The 22,051-nt window shown below is 51.1% G+C and carries 21 protein-coding genes; 6 read left to right on the top strand and 15 right to left on the bottom strand.

Annotated elements, in window-relative coordinates:
- Positions 1–251: 251 nt before the first annotated feature.
- From EKK48_08820 to EKK48_08755, 14 genes are all read right to left on the bottom strand, one after another.
- Positions 252–803, bottom strand: coding sequence for a hypothetical protein (locus tag EKK48_08820; GenBank protein RTL43836.1), 552 nt, complete (start codon positions 801–803; stop codon positions 252–254).
- A complete protein-coding gene (locus tag EKK48_08815) occupies positions 800–1,561 on the bottom strand; it encodes a hypothetical protein (protein RTL43835.1) in 762 nt (253 codons plus the stop codon). Before EKK48_08815 ends, EKK48_08820 begins: the two co-directional genes overlap by 4 nt.
- A gap of 7 nt (positions 1,562–1,568) precedes the next feature.
- Positions 1,569–2,297 carry a hypothetical protein gene (locus EKK48_08810; GenBank protein ID RTL43834.1) on the bottom strand — a complete coding sequence of 243 codons (729 nt, stop codon included), beginning with the start codon at positions 2,295–2,297 and terminating at the stop codon, positions 1,569–1,571.
- Complete coding sequence (gene pilM, locus EKK48_08805) at positions 2,297–4,111, bottom strand: type IV pilus assembly protein PilM (protein ID RTL43833.1); 1,815 nt, start codon at positions 4,109–4,111, stop codon at positions 2,297–2,299. The genes EKK48_08810 and pilM overlap by 1 nt, the downstream gene beginning before the upstream one ends.
- A 29-nt stretch (positions 4,112–4,140) precedes the next feature.
- On the bottom strand, positions 4,141–5,331 hold the full coding sequence (locus EKK48_08800; GenBank protein RTL43832.1) for a prepilin peptidase: 1,191 nt from the start codon (positions 5,329–5,331) through the stop codon (positions 4,141–4,143).
- 1 nt (position 5,332) lies between these two features.
- Positions 5,333–6,157, bottom strand: a complete 825-nt coding sequence (locus EKK48_08795; GenBank protein RTL43831.1) for an ABC transporter permease — start codon at positions 6,155–6,157, stop codon at positions 5,333–5,335.
- Entirely contained in the window at positions 6,154–6,912 is a 759-nt protein-coding gene (locus tag EKK48_08790; GenBank protein RTL43830.1) for an ABC transporter ATP-binding protein, read from the bottom strand. Before EKK48_08790 ends, EKK48_08795 begins: the two co-directional genes overlap by 4 nt.
- On the bottom strand, positions 6,909–7,841 hold the full coding sequence (locus EKK48_08785) for a sigma-70 family RNA polymerase sigma factor (protein RTL43829.1): 933 nt from the start codon (positions 7,839–7,841) through the stop codon (positions 6,909–6,911). The genes EKK48_08790 and EKK48_08785 overlap by 4 nt, the downstream gene beginning before the upstream one ends.
- A gap of 76 nt (positions 7,842–7,917) precedes the next feature.
- Entirely contained in the window at positions 7,918–9,144 is a 1,227-nt protein-coding gene (locus EKK48_08780; GenBank protein ID RTL43828.1) for a type II secretion system F family protein, read from the bottom strand.
- A 3-nt stretch (positions 9,145–9,147) separates the two neighbouring features.
- Positions 9,148–10,287, bottom strand: a complete 1,140-nt coding sequence (locus EKK48_08775; GenBank protein ID RTL43827.1) for a type IV pilus twitching motility protein PilT — start codon at positions 10,285–10,287, stop codon at positions 9,148–9,150.
- Positions 10,288–10,304: 17 nt separating this feature from the next.
- A complete protein-coding gene (locus EKK48_08770) occupies positions 10,305–12,374 on the bottom strand; it encodes a type II/IV secretion system protein (protein ID RTL43826.1) in 2,070 nt (689 codons plus the stop codon).
- Between the two features lie 91 nt (positions 12,375–12,465).
- Entirely contained in the window at positions 12,466–13,575 is a 1,110-nt protein-coding gene (locus tag EKK48_08765; GenBank protein ID RTL43825.1) for a hypothetical protein, read from the bottom strand.
- 388 nt (positions 13,576–13,963) lie between these two features.
- Positions 13,964–15,358, bottom strand: a complete 1,395-nt coding sequence (locus EKK48_08760) for a HAMP domain-containing protein (protein ID RTL43824.1) — start codon at positions 15,356–15,358, stop codon at positions 13,964–13,966.
- Positions 15,355–16,101, bottom strand: a complete 747-nt coding sequence (locus EKK48_08755) for a response regulator transcription factor (protein ID RTL43823.1) — start codon at positions 16,099–16,101, stop codon at positions 15,355–15,357. The genes EKK48_08760 and EKK48_08755 overlap by 4 nt, the downstream gene beginning before the upstream one ends.
- A gap of 208 nt (positions 16,102–16,309) precedes the next feature.
- Here EKK48_08755 and EKK48_08750 point away from each other — a divergent pair, with 208 nt between their 5' ends.
- From EKK48_08750 to larB, 6 genes are all read left to right on the top strand, one after another.
- Entirely contained in the window at positions 16,310–16,540 is a 231-nt protein-coding gene (locus EKK48_08750) for a hypothetical protein (GenBank protein ID RTL43822.1), read from the top strand.
- 123 nt (positions 16,541–16,663) lie between these two features.
- Positions 16,664–18,052, top strand: coding sequence for a hypothetical protein (locus EKK48_08745; GenBank protein RTL43821.1), 1,389 nt, complete (start codon positions 16,664–16,666; stop codon positions 18,050–18,052).
- Between the two features lie 146 nt (positions 18,053–18,198).
- Positions 18,199–18,492, top strand: coding sequence for a hypothetical protein (locus tag EKK48_08740; GenBank protein RTL43820.1), 294 nt, complete (start codon positions 18,199–18,201; stop codon positions 18,490–18,492).
- Between the two features lie 141 nt (positions 18,493–18,633).
- A complete protein-coding gene (locus EKK48_08735; protein ID RTL43819.1) occupies positions 18,634–20,109 on the top strand; it encodes a DUF111 family protein in 1,476 nt (491 codons plus the stop codon).
- Positions 20,093–20,920 (top strand): adenine nucleotide alpha hydrolase, encoded by an 828-nt coding sequence (locus EKK48_08730; GenBank protein RTL43818.1) that lies wholly within the window; start codon positions 20,093–20,095, stop codon positions 20,918–20,920. The genes EKK48_08735 and EKK48_08730 overlap by 17 nt, the downstream gene beginning before the upstream one ends.
- Positions 20,917–21,582, top strand: coding sequence for a nickel pincer cofactor biosynthesis protein LarB (larB, locus tag EKK48_08725; protein RTL43817.1), 666 nt, complete (start codon positions 20,917–20,919; stop codon positions 21,580–21,582). The genes EKK48_08730 and larB overlap by 4 nt, the downstream gene beginning before the upstream one ends.
- 51 nt (positions 21,583–21,633) lie before the next feature.
- Here larB and EKK48_08720 read toward each other — a convergent pair whose 3' ends face one another.
- The gene (locus EKK48_08720; protein ID RTL43853.1) at positions 21,634–21,867 is read right to left on the bottom strand and encodes a translation initiation factor; all 234 of its coding nucleotides are present in this window, start codon (positions 21,865–21,867) and stop codon (positions 21,634–21,636) included.
- Between the last annotated feature and the right edge of the window lie 184 nt (positions 21,868–22,051).

The raw sequence follows: 22,051 nt of genomic DNA, 5'->3' as shown, positions 1-22,051 counted from the left end.
GTGAGGGAATCGGTCTATTCCATTGTCGTCTTCAGGCTGCTGTTGTCAAGTGAAATTTGCCCCGGAAACGCCGTCAGTTATAGCCTTCAGCCCGCTCGGGACAAGTCGAAATGTACGCTTCTGCGCCTTGAGATTCGCTCTATTCCTTGGCTCTGTCATGTTCACAACAACGCCACAACTCTGTCACAATTGCACGAGTGGGCTCCCAATGCCAGTAAGCACAGACTCGCAGGCGTGGCTGAAGTGATTATTCAATCCGGGTTCAAGTCTGAAAGCGCTGCCAGTCCTTCTTTGAGCTGCTCGCCATCGTAGCGCCAGCGCTGCAGAAATGGCGAGTAATCAGAGCCGTGATCGTCTTCGCCCGTTTGCAATTTATGTTTGATGGCATCTGTCATGCTCAGGAGATGTCGAGCCATCGCTTCATTGTCCAGTCGGCGAATTATGCGCTTTGTTTTTTCGTTTACTGAGCGAGAGTTGGCTTCCATCTGCGCGTCACCGTTGCGCCGGTGGGTTACCATCATCGTTGCAGACATGATCAGATTCTTTGTGAGCAGGTCGCAAACAATATCCGAATGCTTGCGAAAAGCATCAAGGAATTGTTCAGGCAAGTCGTTCGAGAGGGCAGACTCGCCAGTCAGTAAAGCTACGAAGAAGCCCCGGGCTCCGTTTATTGAGCTGACAATACTGTTGAGGTGCTCTGCCGCTTCAGCCGGCGTGACTTCACCTTTTTCGACCGAGTAGATCAGGTCATTGGATAATGAGATTGCTCTGTCGAAAGTGATATTGTCTGTGTCTATTGTCATCGGATTCGCTCTAATTCCTTGGTGACGCGCTCGCCATCTTCTTCCAGCACGACACTATTGGGTGCGACGGAGACCAGGTGGACTGATTCGAATTGTTCCCCATTTGCCAGGACTACAGTCGAAGGGAATTTGTTCGCTCTTCTTAAACCGATATCGGTGAATGTGAAAAAGGCTTTGTCTGCAAGCACACCTACGAGCTTCATCTTTTCGGATATGAGTGGCTTTTCGGGTGGCTCCGGCATGTCACTGCCGCCTGCTAACTGTCCAGCTTGACCAACTGATTGTGATGCAAGCCCTGGCATGATTGTTTCAGTCGGAGGTGGTGGCGGCGCCAGAGTCGAATCAGTAGGCGGTGGGGGCAAATGTACTTTGTGAAGAGCTTTTGGCTGCTTAATCACCGTCGGCTCGGACAAGAGCGGCTTGAACGCATAAAGCGGTTGTGCGAACGGATCAGATCTTCCTGCACCTATGCGCGCTTTCAGCATCGCCTCGGTGCGATTCGTTGCCGGTACGTTCAACTGCAAATCTGGTGCTGCGTTGGCGTTGGCGGGAAGTGCGCCATTACCGTTGGTCGAGGTCGTGCCGTTCGTCTCACCTGATATGCCTGGGGAAGACAGGTGCGACCCGGGCGTTGAGGAAGATGCGCCGGGTGTGGGCACGGTCTGGGCAGAAGCGTTCTGGTTGATGGTTGAGAGCAAAGCTAATGAAGCCGTTAGCAGCCAATCTTTTTTGCATGCATCTCTGCGCATTGTCGTCATCTGCTTCTCAGGGTAAGTAATACAGGGTCAATAAAAAGGCCATCACAGGTTTCGTCAATCCCATTTTTTGCGCTCGCTCCTGGGCTGCCGAGTGTTCATTAGATTCGTTTGTCTCGTTTGCGCCTTTAGTGTTGATTGCAATTGAAATTTGTTCAACGCCAACGGTTCGTTGGTAGCCTTCCAGACGCCGCATCAAGTTGACCATTCCATTATAGTCACCGGTTACATATACTTGCTTGATCAGTCTCTTCAAACCTGAGTCTGTGGCACCATTGTTTGCTTTGTCACCATCTGCGGTATTGCCTCTGACGTTGCTTCGTTGCAGAGTCTTAGTGCCCAAACCTACCGTGCTTTCTCCAAGCAACTCCTTTATTTCTTGTTCGGATGAACTGATTTTGTGCATTTGCTCTTGTGTGGGTACTTCCACTCCGAGAAGATGCAGGTCGGATTCAGAGCACATCTTTTCCAGATCGATCATAGCCAGGTCCAACTCGGGAGATTTGGGCACCGCTCCGCGAAGGGTTTCAATGTCTGTCTCCAGCGTTCTTTTCTCTTGCTCTGCTTTCACTCGCTGTTGTAATTTGGCTTGCAATTGTTGGTATTGTTGATCTTTCTGCGCCAGTTCGTTGCTCTTATCCTTATCTTCCATGATTTTGGGATAAGTCAGTGCGGAAAGCACAAAACCGGCGGCTATAAACGGAACTGTGGCGATGAAGATTTTGTATGATTTTCTCATCACATCGCGCCCCCGGGTTTTTTCAGGTTCGGCAGGTTTTGCAATCCATCAAGTACGTTGGGCAGTGGATTACCTGGGTGTGCGTCTGTTTTGCCGTCGGCAAGAGTAGTGGGGGCAGACGAGCCCGGTTCATCATGTCCCGCCAGTTTTGCTCTGATCTGGTAAAAGATTATTTCGGGTGTTTTCTCTTTGCGCGAAGCGCTTTGTATGAGCGCGTCCGTGAAACCAGGGGCGGTGCTCAAGTTGATGGCGTAATTCGATATTCCCTCAAAAACCATGGCATTGCCTTCTATCGTGGCACCATCTTCGATTATGACTGACTCTATTTGAACGGAGCCGGGAATGCTGGTTCTGATTGAATTCAAGACGGTCGACCAGTGGTTCGATTTTTTGACGATGTTGTCGAGAATCTTCTTTTTGTTGGTCAGAACATCGTTTTCTTTGCGCAAAGCGCTCAGTTGTTTTAAATCGGCGTTGCTCTGTACGGTTCTTTCTGCCAGCTGGTCGATTTGTCTTTGTTTGTTTGGAATGTCGAATTGAGTGATGAATCCATACGATGCCAGTGACAGCGCCAGGGCAGCAATTCCGGCAGCAATAGCGGCTTTAAACCAGGGCGTCGGTCTTTCATCAGGAGCGATAACCTGAGTTTTGCGCTCGTCGTATAAAAGCGGCAGACGTCCTTCTTTGTTCAGATCCAGATCGACTGTGAAAGAAGGATTCCAGCTCGTTTCGATTGAGGAGCCGATCAAGGCAGCCAGAATTGGACGCATGCTGTCGACAATTATGTCTGGGCTGAAAATTAGATCGCGCATCGGGTCAGACAGAATGGTCTTGATGTTCATGCGGTTGGAGATGTACTGGTCGAGCTGGGGAATCATGCAGCCTGGACCGGTGAGGATGATTTGATCGACCTTGACATCGCCGACTTGTGACTTATAGAAGTCGAGAGATCTTTGCAACTCGTCTGTGATGTCACTGAATATGGTGCGTGCTACCTGTGAAGCTTGCCCCATTTTGAAATCTGTTGGGTTGACATTGAAGAGAGCGATCTCCGGCAGCAGATCTAGTGCTTCGTCAAAATTGATTTCCAGGCTTCGAGACAGCGCTTCAGTCAACGTATCTATACCGAGCATAATAGAACGCCCGAATAGCGGCATGGCACTTCTCACCACGTTGATATCGGTGGCATCGTGTCTGATGTTGACAATCATTGATAGGTGCCCGCTCGAACCCAGGTATCCCGCCAGCGCCAGACTGCGCACCACTGACAGCGATGAGATATCCACCTTGCCCAGTCTGACGCCGGCACTGTCTGCCATGCGCCAGTAAGATTCGATGATTGAGCGCTGAATCGCCGCCAGAATTACGTCGATGCGCCGCACGCCGTCTGCATCAGTGCGCTCGGTGGCCGGCATTTGCGACCAGTCGAGATTGGCGTCTTCAATGGGGAAGGGCACATGGTTGGTCGCTTCCTGCGTGACCACGTCGGCGAGCTCTTCCGGCGGCATACCGACCGGCACTGGCATCAAGCGAATTACTACCGCCTGGGCCGGTACCGCTACATTTATTACCGGTGACGGACCTGAAACCGGAATGCTGGCTGAGGCAAGCAAATCCATGAGGAGTTGACCGACTGTTTCCGGGTCGGCGATTAAACCTTCACGAATGGCGTTGGCAGGCGTGGGCTGGCAGGCGAAACGTGCAACTTCTATTCCTGAACGTGTTTTGTCGAGCTGGATAAGCGTGATGCTATCACTGTTTATATCCAGACCGAGAGTCGGTCCTTTCTTTTTGCCGAAACTGAAAACGTTCAAAGTTGCTCCACGGGTTCTTGCTTATCCTATTATGGCGCACCTGGGAAAATCATTGACTTTGTAACCATGGCTACAACTGCTCCGACAGCGAGCGAAGGACCGAAGGGAAAGGGTTTCGAGACATCATGGCCGGAGCGGAGCGCCCCCAGAAGTGCACCACCGATAGCGGCGGCCAGACCGAGTTGAAGGTAGGGCAGTTGCATGGTAAAGCCGGAGTTGGCGCTGAGCGACCGGAAAAAGAGCAACATCCCTTCAACCAGCAAGATCATTAAAGCAGCCCCTATTAAGGCCGGCTTCAGGCACTTGCGCAGTACTTTCGCTTTGTACATTTCATAAAACAGGTAGGCGGAACCCATTACCGTACCGGCCAGAAAACCGACCAGTAGTGCTATGCCGAGCGCCTGCAGCCCCAGCCAGGCTGAGATGACGGCGGAAAGAACCGCATCGCCGCCACCCATGACCGTGAATTCTTCATCGTCATCTTCGTCGACAGAAATTAGTTCCTCGCCGATAAAGGCATCTGCTGCATAAAGTGTGTGGTGAATATGCACGTCTGGGTCCGCGCCCGTCACCATCATGCCTTCACGATCTCGATCGAGCAAAATCTTTTTGTGCTTGTTTTCGGGATCATCGGGATCGCCGTAGAGCTTGATGTAGAACTTGGTGCCGTAGAAAGCCAGAAAGTCAAAGAGCATGTAGCTCACACCGACGCCAATAAGTGCTCCTTGCGCGTCATTGCGAACCACGCCACTATATATGATGCCAAGAAGCATGGACGGGTAGGTAATTTCGTGTGGTATCAGTTTTTCGCGAAAGTCTGTGATGCTGATGGCAATCAGGGTGCTGCAAAAGATGGTCATGCCGATCAGTTGCCCGAAATCCATGATCATCAGGTCGCCGCTGTTGAAATTGGGACCAAACAGGTGCAGCAAGGCAACATAAGTGCAAGCCGTAAAAACTTCAACGAATGGATACATCCAGTGAATCGGTTTTCGACAATGCCGGCATTTACCGTTCAGAACTATATATGAGACGACTGGAATCAAGTCGTATGCAGCGATTCTGTGTTGGCAATCGGGGCAGGTCGATGGTGGGTTAATCAGCGATTCTTCTTTGACGGACCGTAAAGCCAGTACGTTCAAAAAACTGCCGACGCACAACCCGAGCACCGCTGCCAGTGCGTCGCGACCTATGGAACTGCTTGTTATGGGGTCAAACATATCAAGGGAATTCTCTTCGATCGGTCACGGCAGCGGCTAGCACCAGAAGTAATACTACATACGCAAAAACATAGCAGGTTATGAAGGTAATCACTTCAGGACCGGGGCTGCGACCGTACATCAATATCGAGCGCGCTCTCGTTAGCCCGGCCAGGTCGGGAAGAATCAGGTAGAGGAAGTTGGAGAATTGAGCGAAGGTCGGGTTCTGAGACATCTGACCGAGTTGCTTGAGTGAATCGCCGAAATGACCGATCAACCACAACGCCAACGTAAATAGAACGCTCATGACGGGGCTTGCGAAGGTCGAGAAGAAGGTCGCGAGAGCAATGACCAGGAGCAATTCCAGATAGACGAGCATTACAGCGGGCATCATCAAGTTTGAGACCGCCATAAGGTCGTTCAGACCGTGCTCAGGGCGCACCATCCAGACAAGCCCGCTGAGAAAAAAGCCCATCGCCGCAACCACAATCAAAAGACAAGCGGCAAGGCCCAGATATTTGCCGGCGATGAAATGCCAGCCGCTGATCGGTTTAGTGAAGATTAAGTACACTGTGCGCTTTTCCAGCTCTTTGTATACAAGATTCGTGCCCGCGAAAACGGCGATGATACCGCTGATGCACGCGATGGCGGCGAGCCCAATGTCTTCCAGAATTTTCACATCTTGCCCGACCGACAGACTGCCAAGCAGTATTGAGAGCAGTGAAATCACAAAGGCAAATAACATGAAGGCATACATGATTTTGTCGCGCACCGTCTCGCGGAACGTGTTCAAGCCAATCGCTGTGATGCTGCTCAAGGCGCTGCTGTGGGGAGAGCTTGAACTCATGCGCTTTTTTCCGATTCACCAACTATGGTGAGGAAATAGTCCTCGAGATCTCTATAGTTGCCGGTCGACGAGATGGTGCTGATTTTTTCTTGCGCTACCAGTCTGCCGCGGTTGAGCACGCCGACGCGGTCACAGACTTCGTTTACGTCAGGCAGCAGGTGTGAGTTGAAGAAAATGGTTTTCTTTCGGTCTTTCAAGGCGTTGAGAATTTTGCGCACGTCTCTGCGTCCAATCGGGTCCAGACCAGACATGGGTTCGTCCCAGAACAAGAGTTCAGGGTCGTTCACCAGTGACTGGGCAATGCCGAGCCGCTGCAGCATTCCCTTCGAGTACTTTCGCATCGGTTTGTCCCAGGCGTTTTTCTCCAGTGCCACCATTTCGAGCAATTCAGCAGTGCGCTCGGCACGCAATTTTGCGTTCAAGCCGAAAAGACGCCCGGCGAAGTCCATAAATTCGCGCCCGGTCAGATGCGAGTAAAAATAGGGTTGCTCTGGCAGAAAGCCAACTTTCTCCAGGGCGCGGCGGTCGCCGGCTTTTTCACCGAGCACTTTTGCCGTGCCTTCTGTGGGGCGCATCAAACCCAGAAGAATCTTCAATGTGGTCGTCTTGCCGGCTCCATTGGGACCCAGCAGACCATACGTTTCGCTCTTCTCCACCGTCAGATCAAGTTCGTGCAGGACCCGCACGCGCTTACGCAAGAAACTGCTGACCACGTCCTTGCTTAGCTTGGACGCCTCAATTGCAGCCTCTGTCATGCGCCGCCTTTCTGTCCGCCCGCTTTTTTGCTCTGAGTGATGATTTTGTTCAATTCAGCCGTGGCTGCGCGCAACCTTCTCGAGACCTGCATTTGCGAGATGCCGAGGCGGCGGGCTACTTCAGTCTGACTCAAATCTTCGTAGAAGGTGAGGTGCACGACTTCGCGCAGCCCATCGCGCAACTGCTTAATTGCTTCAGAGAGCATAAAGCGGTCTTCTTTTGCGTTTTGAAGAAGCTGATAGCGTCCGTCGATCAAAGTGTCGATGAGCGACTGCTCGCTGCCTGCATCGTTTGAGAGCGCCTGGTCGAGCGAAATCAAAGTGCGGCGGCGGTCGACTTCATAAGCCTCGTTGACGCGGCTGACCGGGATTTCAAGCTCATGAGCGATTTCAGTGTCGCTTGGTTCTCTGCCCAGACGTGCCGTCAGGTTCTGAACCAGTCTGTTGATGCGGAATGACAACTCCTGAAGCTCGCGCGGAGCGCGAATCATAGCTGTCTTGTCTCTCAGGTAGTGTCGAATCTCGCCTGTGATCAAGTGAGTGGCGTAAGTCTGGAACTTAGCTCCAGCATCAGGCTTGAACTGGTCGACGGCTTTGATCAAACCGATCGAGCCAACCTGGATCAAATCTTCCACAGGGTCAGTCGAGCGTCGAGCCAGACCATATGCAATACGTTTGACCAGAGGCAGCGAGGCCTGAATTATGGCGTCACGTAACGCTGGGTCGCGTGTGTCGGAGTAGACAGAGAGCCAGTGGTGAATCTGATCTTGTCCCTTTCCACCTTCGGGCTTGGGTCCATTAGCCGGGCCCACGGCGCCTTTTGCGGGCAAGCTGTCTTTGCTTACTATCACGTTATCGTCAACCACTGTTTTCTTATTGTCGGGGTATAGCCAGATTGTAAAACAAAAATACCAAATACGACCAATCATTATGTCGTAAAGGCTGTATTTAAGCTATTGAGTTCCAATCTGAGCGGTTTATAAGACGGTGTATGGTTGGTTTTCCTCAATGCAGCTGATTGATGACTGTAAAAATCGGCAGATACATTCCCACGACGACCGAGCCGACGATGCCTCCAATGCCGACAACCATAATCGGTTCTAAGAGCGAGGTAAGAGCTTCGACGGCGTTTTCCACTTCCATGTCGTAGAAATCAGCGATTTTGGAGAGCATGTCATCGAGCTTGCCGGTTTCCTCTCCGACTGCCACCATTTGCGTCACCATAGGTGGGAAAACTGAGGTTTTGGACATTGGTTTAGCGATGCTGCCGCCCTGTCTGACCTCGTTGTAGACACGGTCTACAGCCTTTTTGACCACCGCATTGCCGGCGGTGTCTTTGACGACGTCAAGCGCAGAAAGCATTGGAACTCCTGCTCGGATAAGCGTTCCGAAGGTTCTGCTGAAGCGGGCAACCGCCACTTTTTTAATCAGGTCGCCGAAAGCGGGCAGACTGAGCAGGATTCCGTCGATGTGCAGTTGACCGATTTCAGTGGCATAGTACCTCTTCAAGAGGAAAACGCCCACTAGCACGAGCACAATGAAGATGGCCATGTAAATCGAGCGCATCGCTTCGGAGAGGAAAATCAAAAACTGGGTGTAGGCTGGAAGTTCGCCCCCGACATTGCGGAAGAGCCCCTGAAAAATCGGCAGAATGAAGGTCAGCATGGCCCAGAAAACCAGGATGGCCACCGCTAGAACCACCGTCGGATAGACCATCGCCGAACGCACTTTCGTATTCAGCTTCTGTCTCGCTTCCAGAAAGTCTGCCAGTCGCTTGAGAACCTCTGCCAGGATACCGCCTGTCTCTCCGGCTCTGACCATGGAAACGTAAAGCTTGTCAAACACCTTGGGATGCTTAGCCATGGCGTCTGAAAGAGAAAGACCAGATTCTACCGACTTGCGAACATCGTCGAGAGTTTGCTTGAGCTTTTTGTTGGGGCACTGATCGACGATGATTGTCAATGTGCGCAACATTGCCACACCAGCCGAGACCATGGCTGCGAACTGTCTTGAGAAAACGACCATATCTTTGAGCGTGACCTGCTCGAAAACACCGTTGGCTTTCTCCCAGAGCTCTCGATAGTTCAAGCCCTCCGTCTTTTGAGAGATTTCAAGTACATCCAGACCACGCGATGTCAGCCGTGCCCGCAGAATCGCAGAAGTTTCAGCCTGAGCCAGCGCCTCTTGTATGCGTCCCTGTGCGTCTCTGACTTTGTAGACAAACTCCACCATCGCTTAGAACCTGCCGCCGAAACTTCCGTAGTTTTTGCCTGGTGCCGTAGAGCTTTTGGCTGATGCTCCGCAGAGTCGCTCCAGATCTTCCGGTCGCGTCGTCTTGGCCATGGCTTCAGAGAGGCTAATCAAGCCGTTTTTGACGAGTCCGGCCAGCGAAGCCTCCAGAGTCTGCATGCCAAGTGCACCGCCCATCTGCATTGTGGAGTAAATCTGCGGAGTCTTCGATTCTCTGATCAAATTGGCGATTGCCGGTGTGTTGACGAGAACTTCGGCAGCTAGAATTCTGCCTTTGGTGACCGGGTTTCCGCCGGCTGAATCTTGCAGTCTGGGTAGCAGGGTTTGACTGACGATTGCCACCAAACCGTTTGAGAGCATGATGCGAATTTGCTGTTGCTGGTCGGGTGGGAAAACGTCAATAACCCGATCGATACTCTGCGCGGCCGACGATGTATGCACAGTTCCGAAGACCAGATGACCGGTCTCGGCTGCGGTCAAGGCCAGGTGAATGGTATCGAGATCACGCATTTCGCCTACCAGGATCACGTCAGGATCTTCTCTGAGAGCCGCTTTGAGCGCGTTGGCAAAGCTTTTGGTGTCTTGACCCAACTCTCGTTGACTCAAAATCGATCGTTTGTTCTGATGAATAAACTCGATTGGATCTTCGATGGTGAGAATATGGTCGGCCCGATTCTCGTTGATCCAGTCAATCATAGAAGCCAGCGTGGTGGACTTCCCCTGACCTGTAGCGCCGGTAATGAGGATGAGCCCACGGGGCTTTTGGGTTATCTCTTTGACGATCGGCGGCAAGTTCAGTTCGTCTAGTGAGGGAATTCTGCTTGCCACTACACGCAGTGCAGCAGCATACGAACCTCTATCTTTATATACGTTGACGCGGAATCTACCGATGCCGTCCAGACCGAAACTGCAATCGAGTTCATAGGTCTGTTCGAGCTGTTTTCTTTGCTCGGATGTAATGATCGAAAAAATCAGGCGCTGCACTTCCTCTTTCGATAATGGTGGCAGTGTCGACTTTATTAGCTTTCCGGCAACACGAATAATCGGCGGCTGTCCAGCCTTGATGTGGAGGTCGGAGGCGGCTCGGTCAAAAACGAGCTGAAGCAGTTCCTGAATTTCCAGCATTGTGCTCCACTTTCTTCTTAACTATTAACTCGTTCGGTCAACTGCCTTGGGGTTTGACAATAAGGACAAAGATGCCAGTCTCCGGCAATTTCTGCATCACAGCCGCGGCAGCAGCTTTCCTGGTTGGCTTCCTCTTTAGAGAGTCCGCATTTAGGGCAGCTGGTCCATCCTTCTTGCTGCATGGTGCCACATCTGGTGCAGGAGGTTTTCAGCTCATGCTGGCAGAACGGACATTTGATGAAGTCGTCTCCGACAGGATTGCGACACTTGGTGCAGAGTGTGTCTTCGCCCGTAGTGTCAGCAAGAGTGACACGAATCACTTCTTCGGGCGTGGTGAGGTTTTGTCCGACCAGTCTCATGCTGTAATCTTTCAAGGGCACCATGCCCGACTGCTTTGCCGCAAAGCGAATCATTGATGTAGTGGACCCCTTGGCGGCCAGGTCTCTGATTTCGTCGTTCAGACGCATCACTTCAAAAACGCCGACTCGATCTTTGTAGCCTGTGTTGTTGCAGGCATCGCATCCGGTGCCGTGAGCAAATACAGGCAGCCCGTCTTCGTTCAAATTGAGCTGATAATATTGGGCGATCGATTCAGTGACGCGCTCGCTGTTCTTTTCAAGCAAACCTAAATATTCGAGAGTGGCTCGCTCAGGCACATATTGCACTTTGCAATCGGGGCAGATTCTGCGCACCAGTCGTTGGGCGATTACCCCGATGGTTGCCGATGCCACCAGATATGGGTCCACTTCCATTTCTGCCAGACGGGTAATGCAGCCAGGGGCATCGTTGGTGTGAAGTGTAGTGAAGACAAGGTGACCGGTGAGCGCTGCTTCGACGGCGATCTTCGCTGTTTCTCTATCGCGGGTTTCTCCCACCAGCATGATGTCAGGATCTTGTCGCAAGAATGAGCGCAAAATGCGGGCGAAGTCCAGTCCCTTTTCCCTCAACACCTGCACTTGAGTGATACCCTGCATATCGTATTCAATCGGGTCTTCGGCTGTGACGATGTTCACCTCCGGCGTGTTTCGTTCAGCCAGAGCTGCATAGAGCGTTGTAGTTTTTCCCGAACCGGTTGGACCTGTCACGAAAATAATGCCATAGGGCTTGCTGATCATATCGCGCAGCATTTCCAGCGTGCTCTCGTCAGTGACCAGGGTATCCAGACCGAGTGTTGTCGTCGTTTTGTCGAGGATACGCATGACCACCTTTTCGCCGTGTTTGCTGGGAATTGATGAGACGCGAAAGTCAATGTCTTTTCCCGAAAAACGCACCCGAATGCGCCCGTCCTGGGGCAGTCTGCGTTCGGCGATATCGAGGTCGGCCATAATTTTGTATCTTGAAACCAGCGCTGCCATTACTGCTTTGGGCAGTTTGCGGTCTACGAAAAGAACGCCGTCCAGTCGGTAGCGCACAGTGACGTGCTTATCTTGCGGCTCGACGTGGATGTCTGAGCAGCGTTTCTTGATTGCTTTGGCCAGAATCTGATTGGCTAAGTGGACAATCGGGGCATCTTGAGCCTGTTTCGCCAGGTCGAGATCGTTTATCTCGTCATCGCTGTCGAACATTACATCGAGTGTGCTCAGGTCCACTTCCGACTCGATGAAGGTCTGGTCTGCCAGTGCTTCGCCGGCTTGATGAAGTTCTTCCTGTTTATGCGCATAGACCGTTTCCATAAAATGCTGGAAGTCGTCTTCAGTACAAACCATCGGCTTGATGCGCACGCCCTTGAGACGATATCTGATGTCGTCGAGGGCAATTAGATTGTTGGGATTGACCATCGCCACGACTACTTCAGTGCCGTCCTGTGAAAATGGCACCACTTGATGTTGGCGAATCAGTTTCTCAGGCAAGAGTTCCATGGCGGCAAAATCAGGCTTGGTTTTTGCCAGGCTGACATAGTTGCAGTTGAACTGCAGCTCGAGGGCATTCTTCAAATGACTTTCATTAGCTAAACCAAGGCGGGAGAGAATCAGACTGATTGGTTCGCCCGTTTTTCGGCGCTCCTGTTGAACCAGCTTCAGTTCATCAGCCGTGATCAACCCGTTGTCAACCAGCAGCTCGCCGATTTCCTTCTTGATTAAAGCCATGCTCTCTCGTCCTTGTCACCGTGGGCGCACCTTATAGAAATCTGCCCATCTGGGGCGTGCCCCTATCGTGGCTGCGTCTATCTGGATACGATTAAACAATCCAGATGACGATGCTTTCGCCGTGATCAGTTGGTATGACGGAAATCAAGCAAACGATTTCTTTGGAGGCTGACTTCACCTTGATGTGCCCGTCTTGTGGCTCTTTGCGCTCAGCCAGGTTCAATCTGGCCATCATCTTGTAGCGCGCTACCAGCGCGGTCACTACCGTATTAGGCAGTTTTCTGTCGACGACCAGGCGACCGTTCAGTCTGTAGTGGACGACTGACTCTCGGGCACCCATGGAAATGTGGATATTAGAGCAGTGGCGCTTGATGGCGCTGCCCAGAATCTGGTTGGCCAGCAGCACTATTGCTTCTTCTTGAGCTCGCCTGGCGAGACTGAGCTCACTGAATGAATCGGAAGAGACTTCTTTTTCCTGCTCAGTCGGCACTGAGCCCGGCGCTGGTCTCGCTTTCATCTCCTGGGTGGAGTAGATTTCCGGTTCGTTATACGGTTTCGAGTCAGCATCATGTGAACCGTTGGTCGATTGTTGAGGCTTATCGAGTCCAGACTTTTCAGGGCTGGCGTTCTCCTCGGCTGCGGTGTCAGTGCCTGCATCAGCGCCTGAACCGCTGTCTGAGTCAGTGTCTGATTGGCTGTCGGCATGGTTGGCTGCATCGGTTTTGTCGTCAATATGTGCATCTGAGCCGTTTCCAGAGGTTTCTTCTGGTCTGAAGGCTTTATCGACGAATTTGACAAACTCTTCTTCCAGGCAGACGACAGTTTTGAGCTGGCGTCCTGCCAACTTTCTCTTTACCTCGTCAACGGCGGTTGAGTCGCTAGGGTCGACCATTGCTATAGTCAACCTCTCGCCCTGTTGCGAGACCGGGACTGCCAGTTGAGCTCGGATAACATCCTCAGGCAAGAGCGAAATCAGCTCAGTTTCCGGTTCGCGTTTTGATAAATTGACGTAATTGACGCCGTACTGCAGTTCCAGCGCATTTTTTAAACTATTTTCGGTGACCAGCCCCAGTTTTTCTAAAACTGTCGCGATGGGTTCCCCTGTTTTAACTCTTTCGGCCTCAGCCTGCTCGAGTTCTTCGGGCGTGATCTGACCATTGTCGACAAGTAAATCGCCAATAGCCTTACGAATGGATGCCATTTTTACTTCTTCACCTTGAAAACAACAAAGAGAGCTTGCCAAACCCCGACGCGTCTGATAATGACCTGGTTGCTTTCAACACCGCCGTCTGTACGCCATGTGCCCGAGCGTCAGGCTCGCTAAACGCGGCAAGCCCCCACACAACATACCAGATAGTATAGGGTCTCGCAGCACAACACGCTAGCGCACCATAAGCGATGACATTTGCCATCGCTTATGGTGCTCAGGCGAGCGACGTTGTCCATCATGTGACTGTGAAAGAGTGGGAGATTTCCTGTTCCGAAGTTGACATCAACGATTCGATGCTAAGAAGGAAAAACCATCGCCTGGTTGAGTGGAAGTCTCCCCTGGGTATTCTCCTTCGGCTGAGCTTGCAAAATGCTTGCGTTCAGGCACTCAAAGTATTGCCAGCTTGAGGGAATTCAACGATGAACGACGTGCCGTGACCGTCGCGTCCCGTTTCAATAGTTATTTGTGCTTTGTGGGAGTTTGCTACTTCTTGCACAATGGCCAGACCCAGCCCGCTGCCGCTGTTCTGTACGCCCGGTACGCGATGAAATCGCTCGAATACCTTGGGGCGTTCCTGTTCGGGTATTCCTGGTCCTGTATCTGTGACGGTCAAAATTGGCTTGTCTTTGTTAACCAGTTCGACTGTAACATGACCGCCTGGCTCGGTATAGAGAATTGCATTTTCGACCAGATTCGAAACAAGGTTTCTCAAGCCCATCTCTTCACCGCCAATGGTGGCTGGAACGGGCGAGAGATTGCAGGTCAGCTCTAATCCTTTTCTTATTGCTTGATCGATAAGTTCAGAGGTCACTTCTGAGACAACGAAATTCAAGTCGACCAGGCTCTGTGTTCTGTTGCTGTTTTGTTCTACTCCGTCAGTTCTGGCTAAAGCAAGGAGCTGTGTGACAATTCTGCTGGCGCGATCGATTCCGGAATCTAACTCGCTGACGATATGTTGCAATTCGTTTGGGTCGGACATTTCAGTACCGATGCTGGAATATGTTTTCAGCCCGGCTAGCGGGGTTCTCAATTGATGCGCGGCGTTGGCGATGAAGCGCTGATGTACTTGAATGTCTTCCTTCAATCGTTCCAGCAACTGATTCAGGGCTCGCACGAGCGGATACACTTCCTCTGGCGTTTCTGCACCAGACAACGGACTCAAATCGAATTGAGTGCGATTTACCACTTGCTCCTGCAAAAGTTTGAGCGGCGTCAGAATCTTCGCGATGCCGTACCAGACGGCAAAAAGTCCGAGTAAGATAATCAGCAGTTGAGGCACGGCGATGCTGAGAAACATTTTTTTCAGGAATGCGCTTCGTACGTTTTTGGTCTCTGCTACTTGTACGATCACTGTTTGATTGTCGGCATCTACCGGCGATACTTTAATTTCAGCGATGCGTACGCTCTTGTCTGCTATTTGACCGTCTACAACTTTCGGCACATCGATGAGCAGCGATTGCTCCGGTGGTGGCAGATTTGCGTCGCCGGAGATTAGCTTTCCATCAGCATCAATGACGCTGTAGTAAAACTTGTCGGAATCATCGTGTTTGAGTATTGCAATCGCCGCTGGTGGCATGTCCACGACTACCTTGCCCTGCTTCACTCTCAGCCTGCCTACAACAGAATCTGCGGAGCTTACCAAATCGCGGTCGAAGGATTCGTGCGAGAAATTGGAAACCAGCCAGAAGCACAGCACCGCGCTGGCAATCCACAGTCCAAACAAGAAGGGCACAAACAGAGTGAGAAGCTGCTTTCTAATCGAAAGTCTTTTCATGCTCTTTCTTCAGTTAGCAGATAGCCAAAACCGCGCACGGTAGTGATTAGAACCCTGGCGGATTCAAGTTTTTTGCGCAACCGGTGAATGACTATTTCGACGGCGTTTTCGCTCGCTTCTTCCAGGTGATCGGAGACCTGATTCATAATTTGCCGCTTGCTGACTACGCGACCGGCTTTAGCCATCAGCGTTTTTAAGACGATAGTTTCTTTCGGCGTTAAATCCAGTTCGTCATCTTTAAACTGCAACACCCCGTTATTGGTATTGAGTTTCAGCGACCCAAACTCGATTTCGACTTGATTATTCCAGTTGGTTTTTCTTAGAACGGCTCGGGCTCTTGCTTCTAGTTCGCGGAAGTCAAATGGCTTGACGAGATAATCATTGGCGCCAAGGTCGAGACCGTTGATTCTGTCTTCTAATCCATCTCTTGCTGTGATGATGATCACTGGCACGTCATTGCCACGGGCTCGTAGTTCGGACAATATCTGGGTGCCATCGATTCCCGGCAAACCCAGGTCGAGCAGCAACAAGTCGAAAGTGTCTGTGAGCAACGCTGCTTGTGCTTCCGCTCCCGTTTTTGCTGTCGTCACCGAGTAACCGCGACGCTGCAAGGCGAGCAAGAGTCCCTTGAGTAAGTAGTCATCGTCTTCGGCCAGCAATACTTTATTCATTGCGGATTCCAGAATAGTCAGAGTTGGAATGAGTTGTGGCGCTGAATTTTGACTGAGGGTGCTGCGCCACATTCGTATTGCGGTCGCATGCACGTCAGTATAGGGTCTTGAATCGGTTATAGCACCGCAATCTTGCTTTTGGCTTGCAAGCTTATCGAGAAGCTCATCATTGTTCGATTTGACCCTCCTGATAACATTGTGCACCTCTGGCTGGAATTTGTTCCATCAGAGATGTGGTTGAATTAGCTGGACGGCAACTAAATGGTATAAGGATAGGAAAATGAAGAAAATTTTGATTCCGTTTTTCGTTTTACTGGCAACCTTGAACGCTCCGACGATGGCTGCAAGCCATTCAGTTGTTGAGCGAGAAATTCAGAATGCTTCTCAAAACCCTGCCGCTTATCCTTATGTAGCATCGAGCCGTCGCGTCACCCATCACCACCACCATCATCATCATCACGTGCGCCACGTGCACCACGTACACCACACCGTACATCATCACCATCGTTAGACTGATTGAACCGAATCCACAGCCTTTCGGGTCGCGTCAGTCCAGACTAAACCTGGGGATTTGACTATGGCACTTACGCATCAGTGGGAATAAGATTGGAGCGACCAATGTGGGATTCCTTAGATGAGTGTTGCCTCCAGTGCAGATGGGTCTGAAAGCAGGGATGTGGTTTCGACCACAGTACCGTCATTTGAACCAGCAGCAGATGTAAGTCTGAGCACGACGCTCGGTCACCAGGGGTATACGCTCGTCGCCATTGGCTTCATCATGTTCGAGTTGGGGTTCCTCACGCTCTATTCGAACGATTTCTGGTTCGAGGTAAACATTGCCTGGCTGGGTGTTCCAGCTGCGTTGGTTGCACTGGTCGTTACGCACTTTTTTCTAAGCTGGGTAGAAAGCGAGGCCGGCTGTAACTTCTTCTCGCCGATATGGAAGCGCCGTCCTCCGTGCGTCTATCGACAGTGGCTTCGCCTTGACTCTTCAGATTTGGAACCAGGTGTCAGTTTTGGTCAGCGACATGTGCTGTGGCGTGCCATCGACGAAGTCGAGTTGACCATGTGGGGCAACTTGCGAATTTTGTCTCGGGCACTCAGTGGTGCTCCCAGCACTAAATTGAAGAAGTCCGGAATACCGCTATTTCAGCCAGTCGGCGCCGAAGAAATTCTCAAGGTGCCGTTTGGATTTGCCAGTGTTGCCGATCAAAAACTGTTGATCGACACGATGCAGTATTACAATCCTGCCCTCAAACTAAACTCTCGTCTCTCTAAAAGGCTTGCGCAACCTGAGGTTAAGGGTACGGTCTATGTGCAACAGTTTGGTGCCGTCTTCTTGTTTCTAGTTTTGATGGACGTAGGATTCAGCATGTTCAATTATCTTGAAATGCTTAAGAACTACTATTTGTGTGATTTCACTGCGGTTGGTGACTCGCGTATTGAGCGGAAATTGGCACCACATTTCTTCGAGCAGGCGGAGGAAATTCGAGAGCATCCAGTGCCGTTTTCGTGGGTGAGCACGAAGATTATGCGTGAAGGGAAAGTCGCGTCAGGTCTATACCAGACACGGGCTGAGGCATTGTGGGCGCTGGGACGCAAGGATGAAGCTATTGAATCAATGCGCAAGTCGTTGGAACTGTCCCCAAGTTTTCGTTTGAACTTGAAGGTGGCCCGCATGATGGCGCTTAATGGGCAAAAGGACAAGGCTGAGGAGCAGCTCAAGGAAGCAATGGAGGATCACGAGACTGCGTTGTTGCCGCGCTTGTACATGCTTGCTCTGACACCCGACTTGGACCGCTCCAATCTATATAAAGCTTATCTGCACGACCTGGATGACGATTTGTTCGGCTCTGATTTGCTCTGGCCGCCTGGCAGCCACGTTTTTCTGCAGGATGTTTTTTATCGTGAGGATCTGACATTTATTTTCGACAGAATGCTGAATACAGATTCAAGCGGTATCCGAGGTAAGGAAGTGATTCCGAAATCTCAGCGCAAGCGCAAGCCTCGCGCTGAAAAATGAAAACAGGCGGTATCGGCTCGAGCCGTTATTCGTGGAAATTCATCGAACGATGCCTGAAACGATAACAGGCGAAAGGGTCGGCTTGCCGCAACTTTCCCGAAACTTTCCTGGTAACTCTGCGTCTAAGCTGGCGGAGGGCCGGAAGTATGGAAGAAGACGTTAGTAGAGCCATAAAACAATTGGAAAGCATTGCAATCAAAGCAATGAAAAGCGGATACCTCGATGACGCTGCGAAAGTGATGCATATTGCCGAGGAAATTGAGAGAGTTGATAAATCTGCCGTCGCTCCGGGCAAAGGCTCAGATGCCGAAGCTCTCGCCGATAGTGACAGCGCTAGTCGGGCTGACGGTTCAAGCACTAATGTTGTCCCCCTGAACCGTTTCAGAATAGTGCGGCCTTCTCCTTTTGGCGAATCCATGGAGTCTCAGGAGCGCAGCTAAGGCGTTCGCGGTCCATCCGTCCCTGATTTCAAGCAGAACAGGCTGTAGCCAACTGCTGACTTTAGATTGTGTGTTTCTTTGAAGAAGAATGTCCGCGTTCTCCGGTAAGTGTTTTATGATGAAGGCACGGAGGCTCGGTTGGTGCACATTCATCTCGATCTGGTAGGCGGAATCGCCGGCGACATGTTTATCGCTGCGATGTCCAATGCATTTCCTGAACTCAAGCTGCGAATTGAACGAGTCATTGCTGAAGCAAATTTCTCGGGTGTTTCCATTTGCTTTGAATCCAAGAACGACGGTGTTCTGCTTGGCACGCACTTTCAGGTGACTGAAGTTGAACGCTCTCATCTTCATAGTCATGACTATTCACATTTGCAGGCGCACCAACATTCGCACGAGCACCCGCACGATTTCGAACACTTGCATACTGCCGAACATCATGAGAAATCGGCGCACGAGCACCCGCACGATTTCGAACACTTGCATACCCACGAACACCACGAGCAATCGGCGCACGAACATCCGCATGATTTCGACCATTTGCATACCTCGCAACATCATGAGCACGCGCCTTCGTCAGTTCCCGACGATAAGCCGCAGTACGAAAATGTCTATGCAAAAGCGCGAAATCACGGACATGCTCATAGGACCTACGAAGAGATTCGCCAGATACTGACCACCGCCAAATTGCCGGAGCGCGTTCGAGAGCACAGTCTCAACATATTCCGCATCATCGGAGAGGCGGAGGCAGAAGTACACGGTGTGCCTGTTGAACTGATTTCGTTTCACGAGGTCGGAGGTTGGGATTCTGTTGTTGACGTGATCGGTGCCGCTTGTGCCATTGAGTATGCGGATGGTGCGACATGGTCTTGTTCTTCGTTGCCTAAAGGCGGAGGTTTCATTGACAGTGCTCACGGTAAACTGCCTGTGCCTCCACCCGCGGTGGCATTAATATTGCGCGGATTTGTTTTCCATGATGATGGCGTGCTTGGCGAGCGAATAACGCCTACTGGTGCTGCGATTCTAAAGTACTTGAATCCCTCTCTGAGATTGCCTTCTGCCCTGGAGCTGAAGGGTGTCGGAAATGGATTCGGAACCAGGAAGTTGCCGTCTATCAGTAATGTGTTGCGAGTTTTATTTTTCCAGTCTTTTCCGACTGAACAGCAACCGATCGCGCTATTAAATTTCGAAATCGACGATATGACTGGTGAGGAGTTAGCGATCTGTCTCGATAATCTGCGCGCTGCCGAAGGTGTGCTGGATGTAACCCAGTCGACGGTTTACGGTAAGAAGAATCGTCTGGTAATGAGTGTTCAGGTTCTCGCTAAGGTTGAATTGCAAGAGCAAGTTGTGAATCTTATCCTTGGTTCTACCACCACTCTTGGTGTTCGCCAGCAGATTGTTTCTAGAACTGTGTTGGCTCGCGAATTGAAATCGATGACGGTCGGCGATAGCAATGTAAGAGTGAAAGTAGCAGAGAGACCCGGCGGTGCGAAGACTGCAAAGGTGGATATTGACGATTTAAGCGCTTCTTCTGCGAATTGCCACGACATGCGCAAGCTGGCAAATGCCGCTGAGAAAACTGTTCTAAAGGAAACCAATGATGAGCATAATTGAAAAGGCTGAAGCCTTAGAACAGATAATAAGCGATGTCGACAATATCGCTGTCGCTCTCAGCGGCGGCATCGACAGTCTTGTTCTCTCTTCGATTTGTTTTGCGGTGTCTCAGAAGAGTGCTGTGAACTGCACGATGTTTCACGCGGTTTCTGCTGCGGTTCCAGAGCAGGCTACTGCTCGCGTTCTGGAGTGCGCCGAGCAGTTCAAGTGGAATGTGCGATTGGTGGATGCGAATGAATTTGCCGATCCGAACTACCGCGAAAATCCGGTCGATAGATGCTTCTACTGTAAATCTGCTTTGTATGGCACCATACGTTCGGCTACCGATGCAGTGATCGTGTCTGGAACGAACAAGGATGATTTGCTTGAGTTTCGTCCCGGTCTCAAAGCGGCAAAAACTTACGGCGTCAGGCATCCTTTCGTCGAAGCCGATGTCACGAAGCAAATGATTCGAGAGCTGGCACCTTTGTATGGTATTTCGCAGTATTCAGACCTGCCTGCGGCGCCCTGCCTGGCCAGTCGCGTTGAAACCGGCATATCAATTGAGCCGGACGAACTGAAAAGTATTAATGCTATCGAATTATTCATTTCTGAAAAATATTCTTGCCGAACTGTGAGATGCAGGTTGCGAAATGGGAAGGTAGTAATCGAGATCGATGAAAAATCCCTACCGGAAGTTTCGTCGAATATCAGACAGAACGAATCGATCGAGCACGAGATCCGTTCGCTGTTGGCAAACAGGTTCAAGAGCCATCCGCTGGATGTGACTGCTTACCGCACCGGAAGCGCATTTCTACAAGCAGCTAAATGACACTGACTGACGATTTTATGGAAGACAGAGACCGGCGCGAACGCACCGGCCTGGACGAATGCATTTTTTGTGCTTCCAAAAGTATCGATCAAATAAGCCGCATTGTCGGACAGATTTTTGAAGAAGGGCGCAGAGTTTTGCTGACCCGGTTGACCCCCGAGCAGTACGCGAAGCTGCCCAAGGAAACGAAAGCTGTAATCACTTATGATGCACTTTCGAACACGGCTGTAGTTGGTGAGCCGATTGAATTGAATCGCAGTCTTCTTGTCGCAATCGTATCCGGTGGCACCTCCGACTTGCCGATTGTTGCTGAGGCCGCCAAGACGCTTGAATATTATGGATATGTTGCATCTGTTTTTCAGGATCTGGGAGTAGCTGGTCTGTGGCGCATTGTCGATGCTGCGCCTGCTCTACAGAACTTTCCGATAATTATCGCTGTTGCTGGAATGGATGCGGCGCTGCCCACAGTGTTGGCTGGTCTGGTTCCATCCGTCGTCATTGCGGTTCCCACAAGCGTGGGCTATGGTGTGACAGCTGGAGGGCAGGCGGCTTTGAACAGCCTATTATCCAGCTGTGTACCGGGAGTTACAGTAGTAAATATCGATAATGGATTCGGCGCCGCAAGTGCGGCCATCCGAGTTTTGAACGCCGGTAATTTCTAGCTGGCGGTTGGCTTTGCAAATTTCATGCCGTGGCCAACCAAAAGCGCACGGTTAGCCTCCGGTTTTTTTTGGCTTGTAGCCGAGCTTTTGCAGTTCTGCCATAAGTTTTTCGCGGTGATCGCCTTGAATTTCAATTTGCCCGTCTTTATGTGTTCCGCCTGTGCCGCATGTCCGTTTCAATTTTGTGGTTAAGGTATCGAATTCGGTATCACTCAACGGCAGTCCCGTAATCACGCTTACTTTCTTGCCACCGCGTCCTTTTGATTCCAATCCGACCCGCACCATGGCTTGTGCTGCCGCTTTTGCGTTGTCTGTGTGATTTGCTTTCGTCGTGGTTTCTACTGAGAGAGGAGTGCGGCGCCCACCCTGGAGAATCAAGCGGACCACCAGCCGAGATATGTTTTGCTGCAATAGATTGTCGTCAGGTGTGCCAATGTTCCAGGATTCCGTTCTTATGGAATCTGACTGC

The sequence above is a fragment of the Candidatus Melainabacteria bacterium genome (assembly GCA_003963305.1).
Lineage (GTDB): Bacteria > Cyanobacteriota > Vampirovibrionia > Obscuribacterales > Obscuribacteraceae > PALSA-1081.
This window is presented reverse-complemented; position numbering and strand designations above follow the sequence as displayed.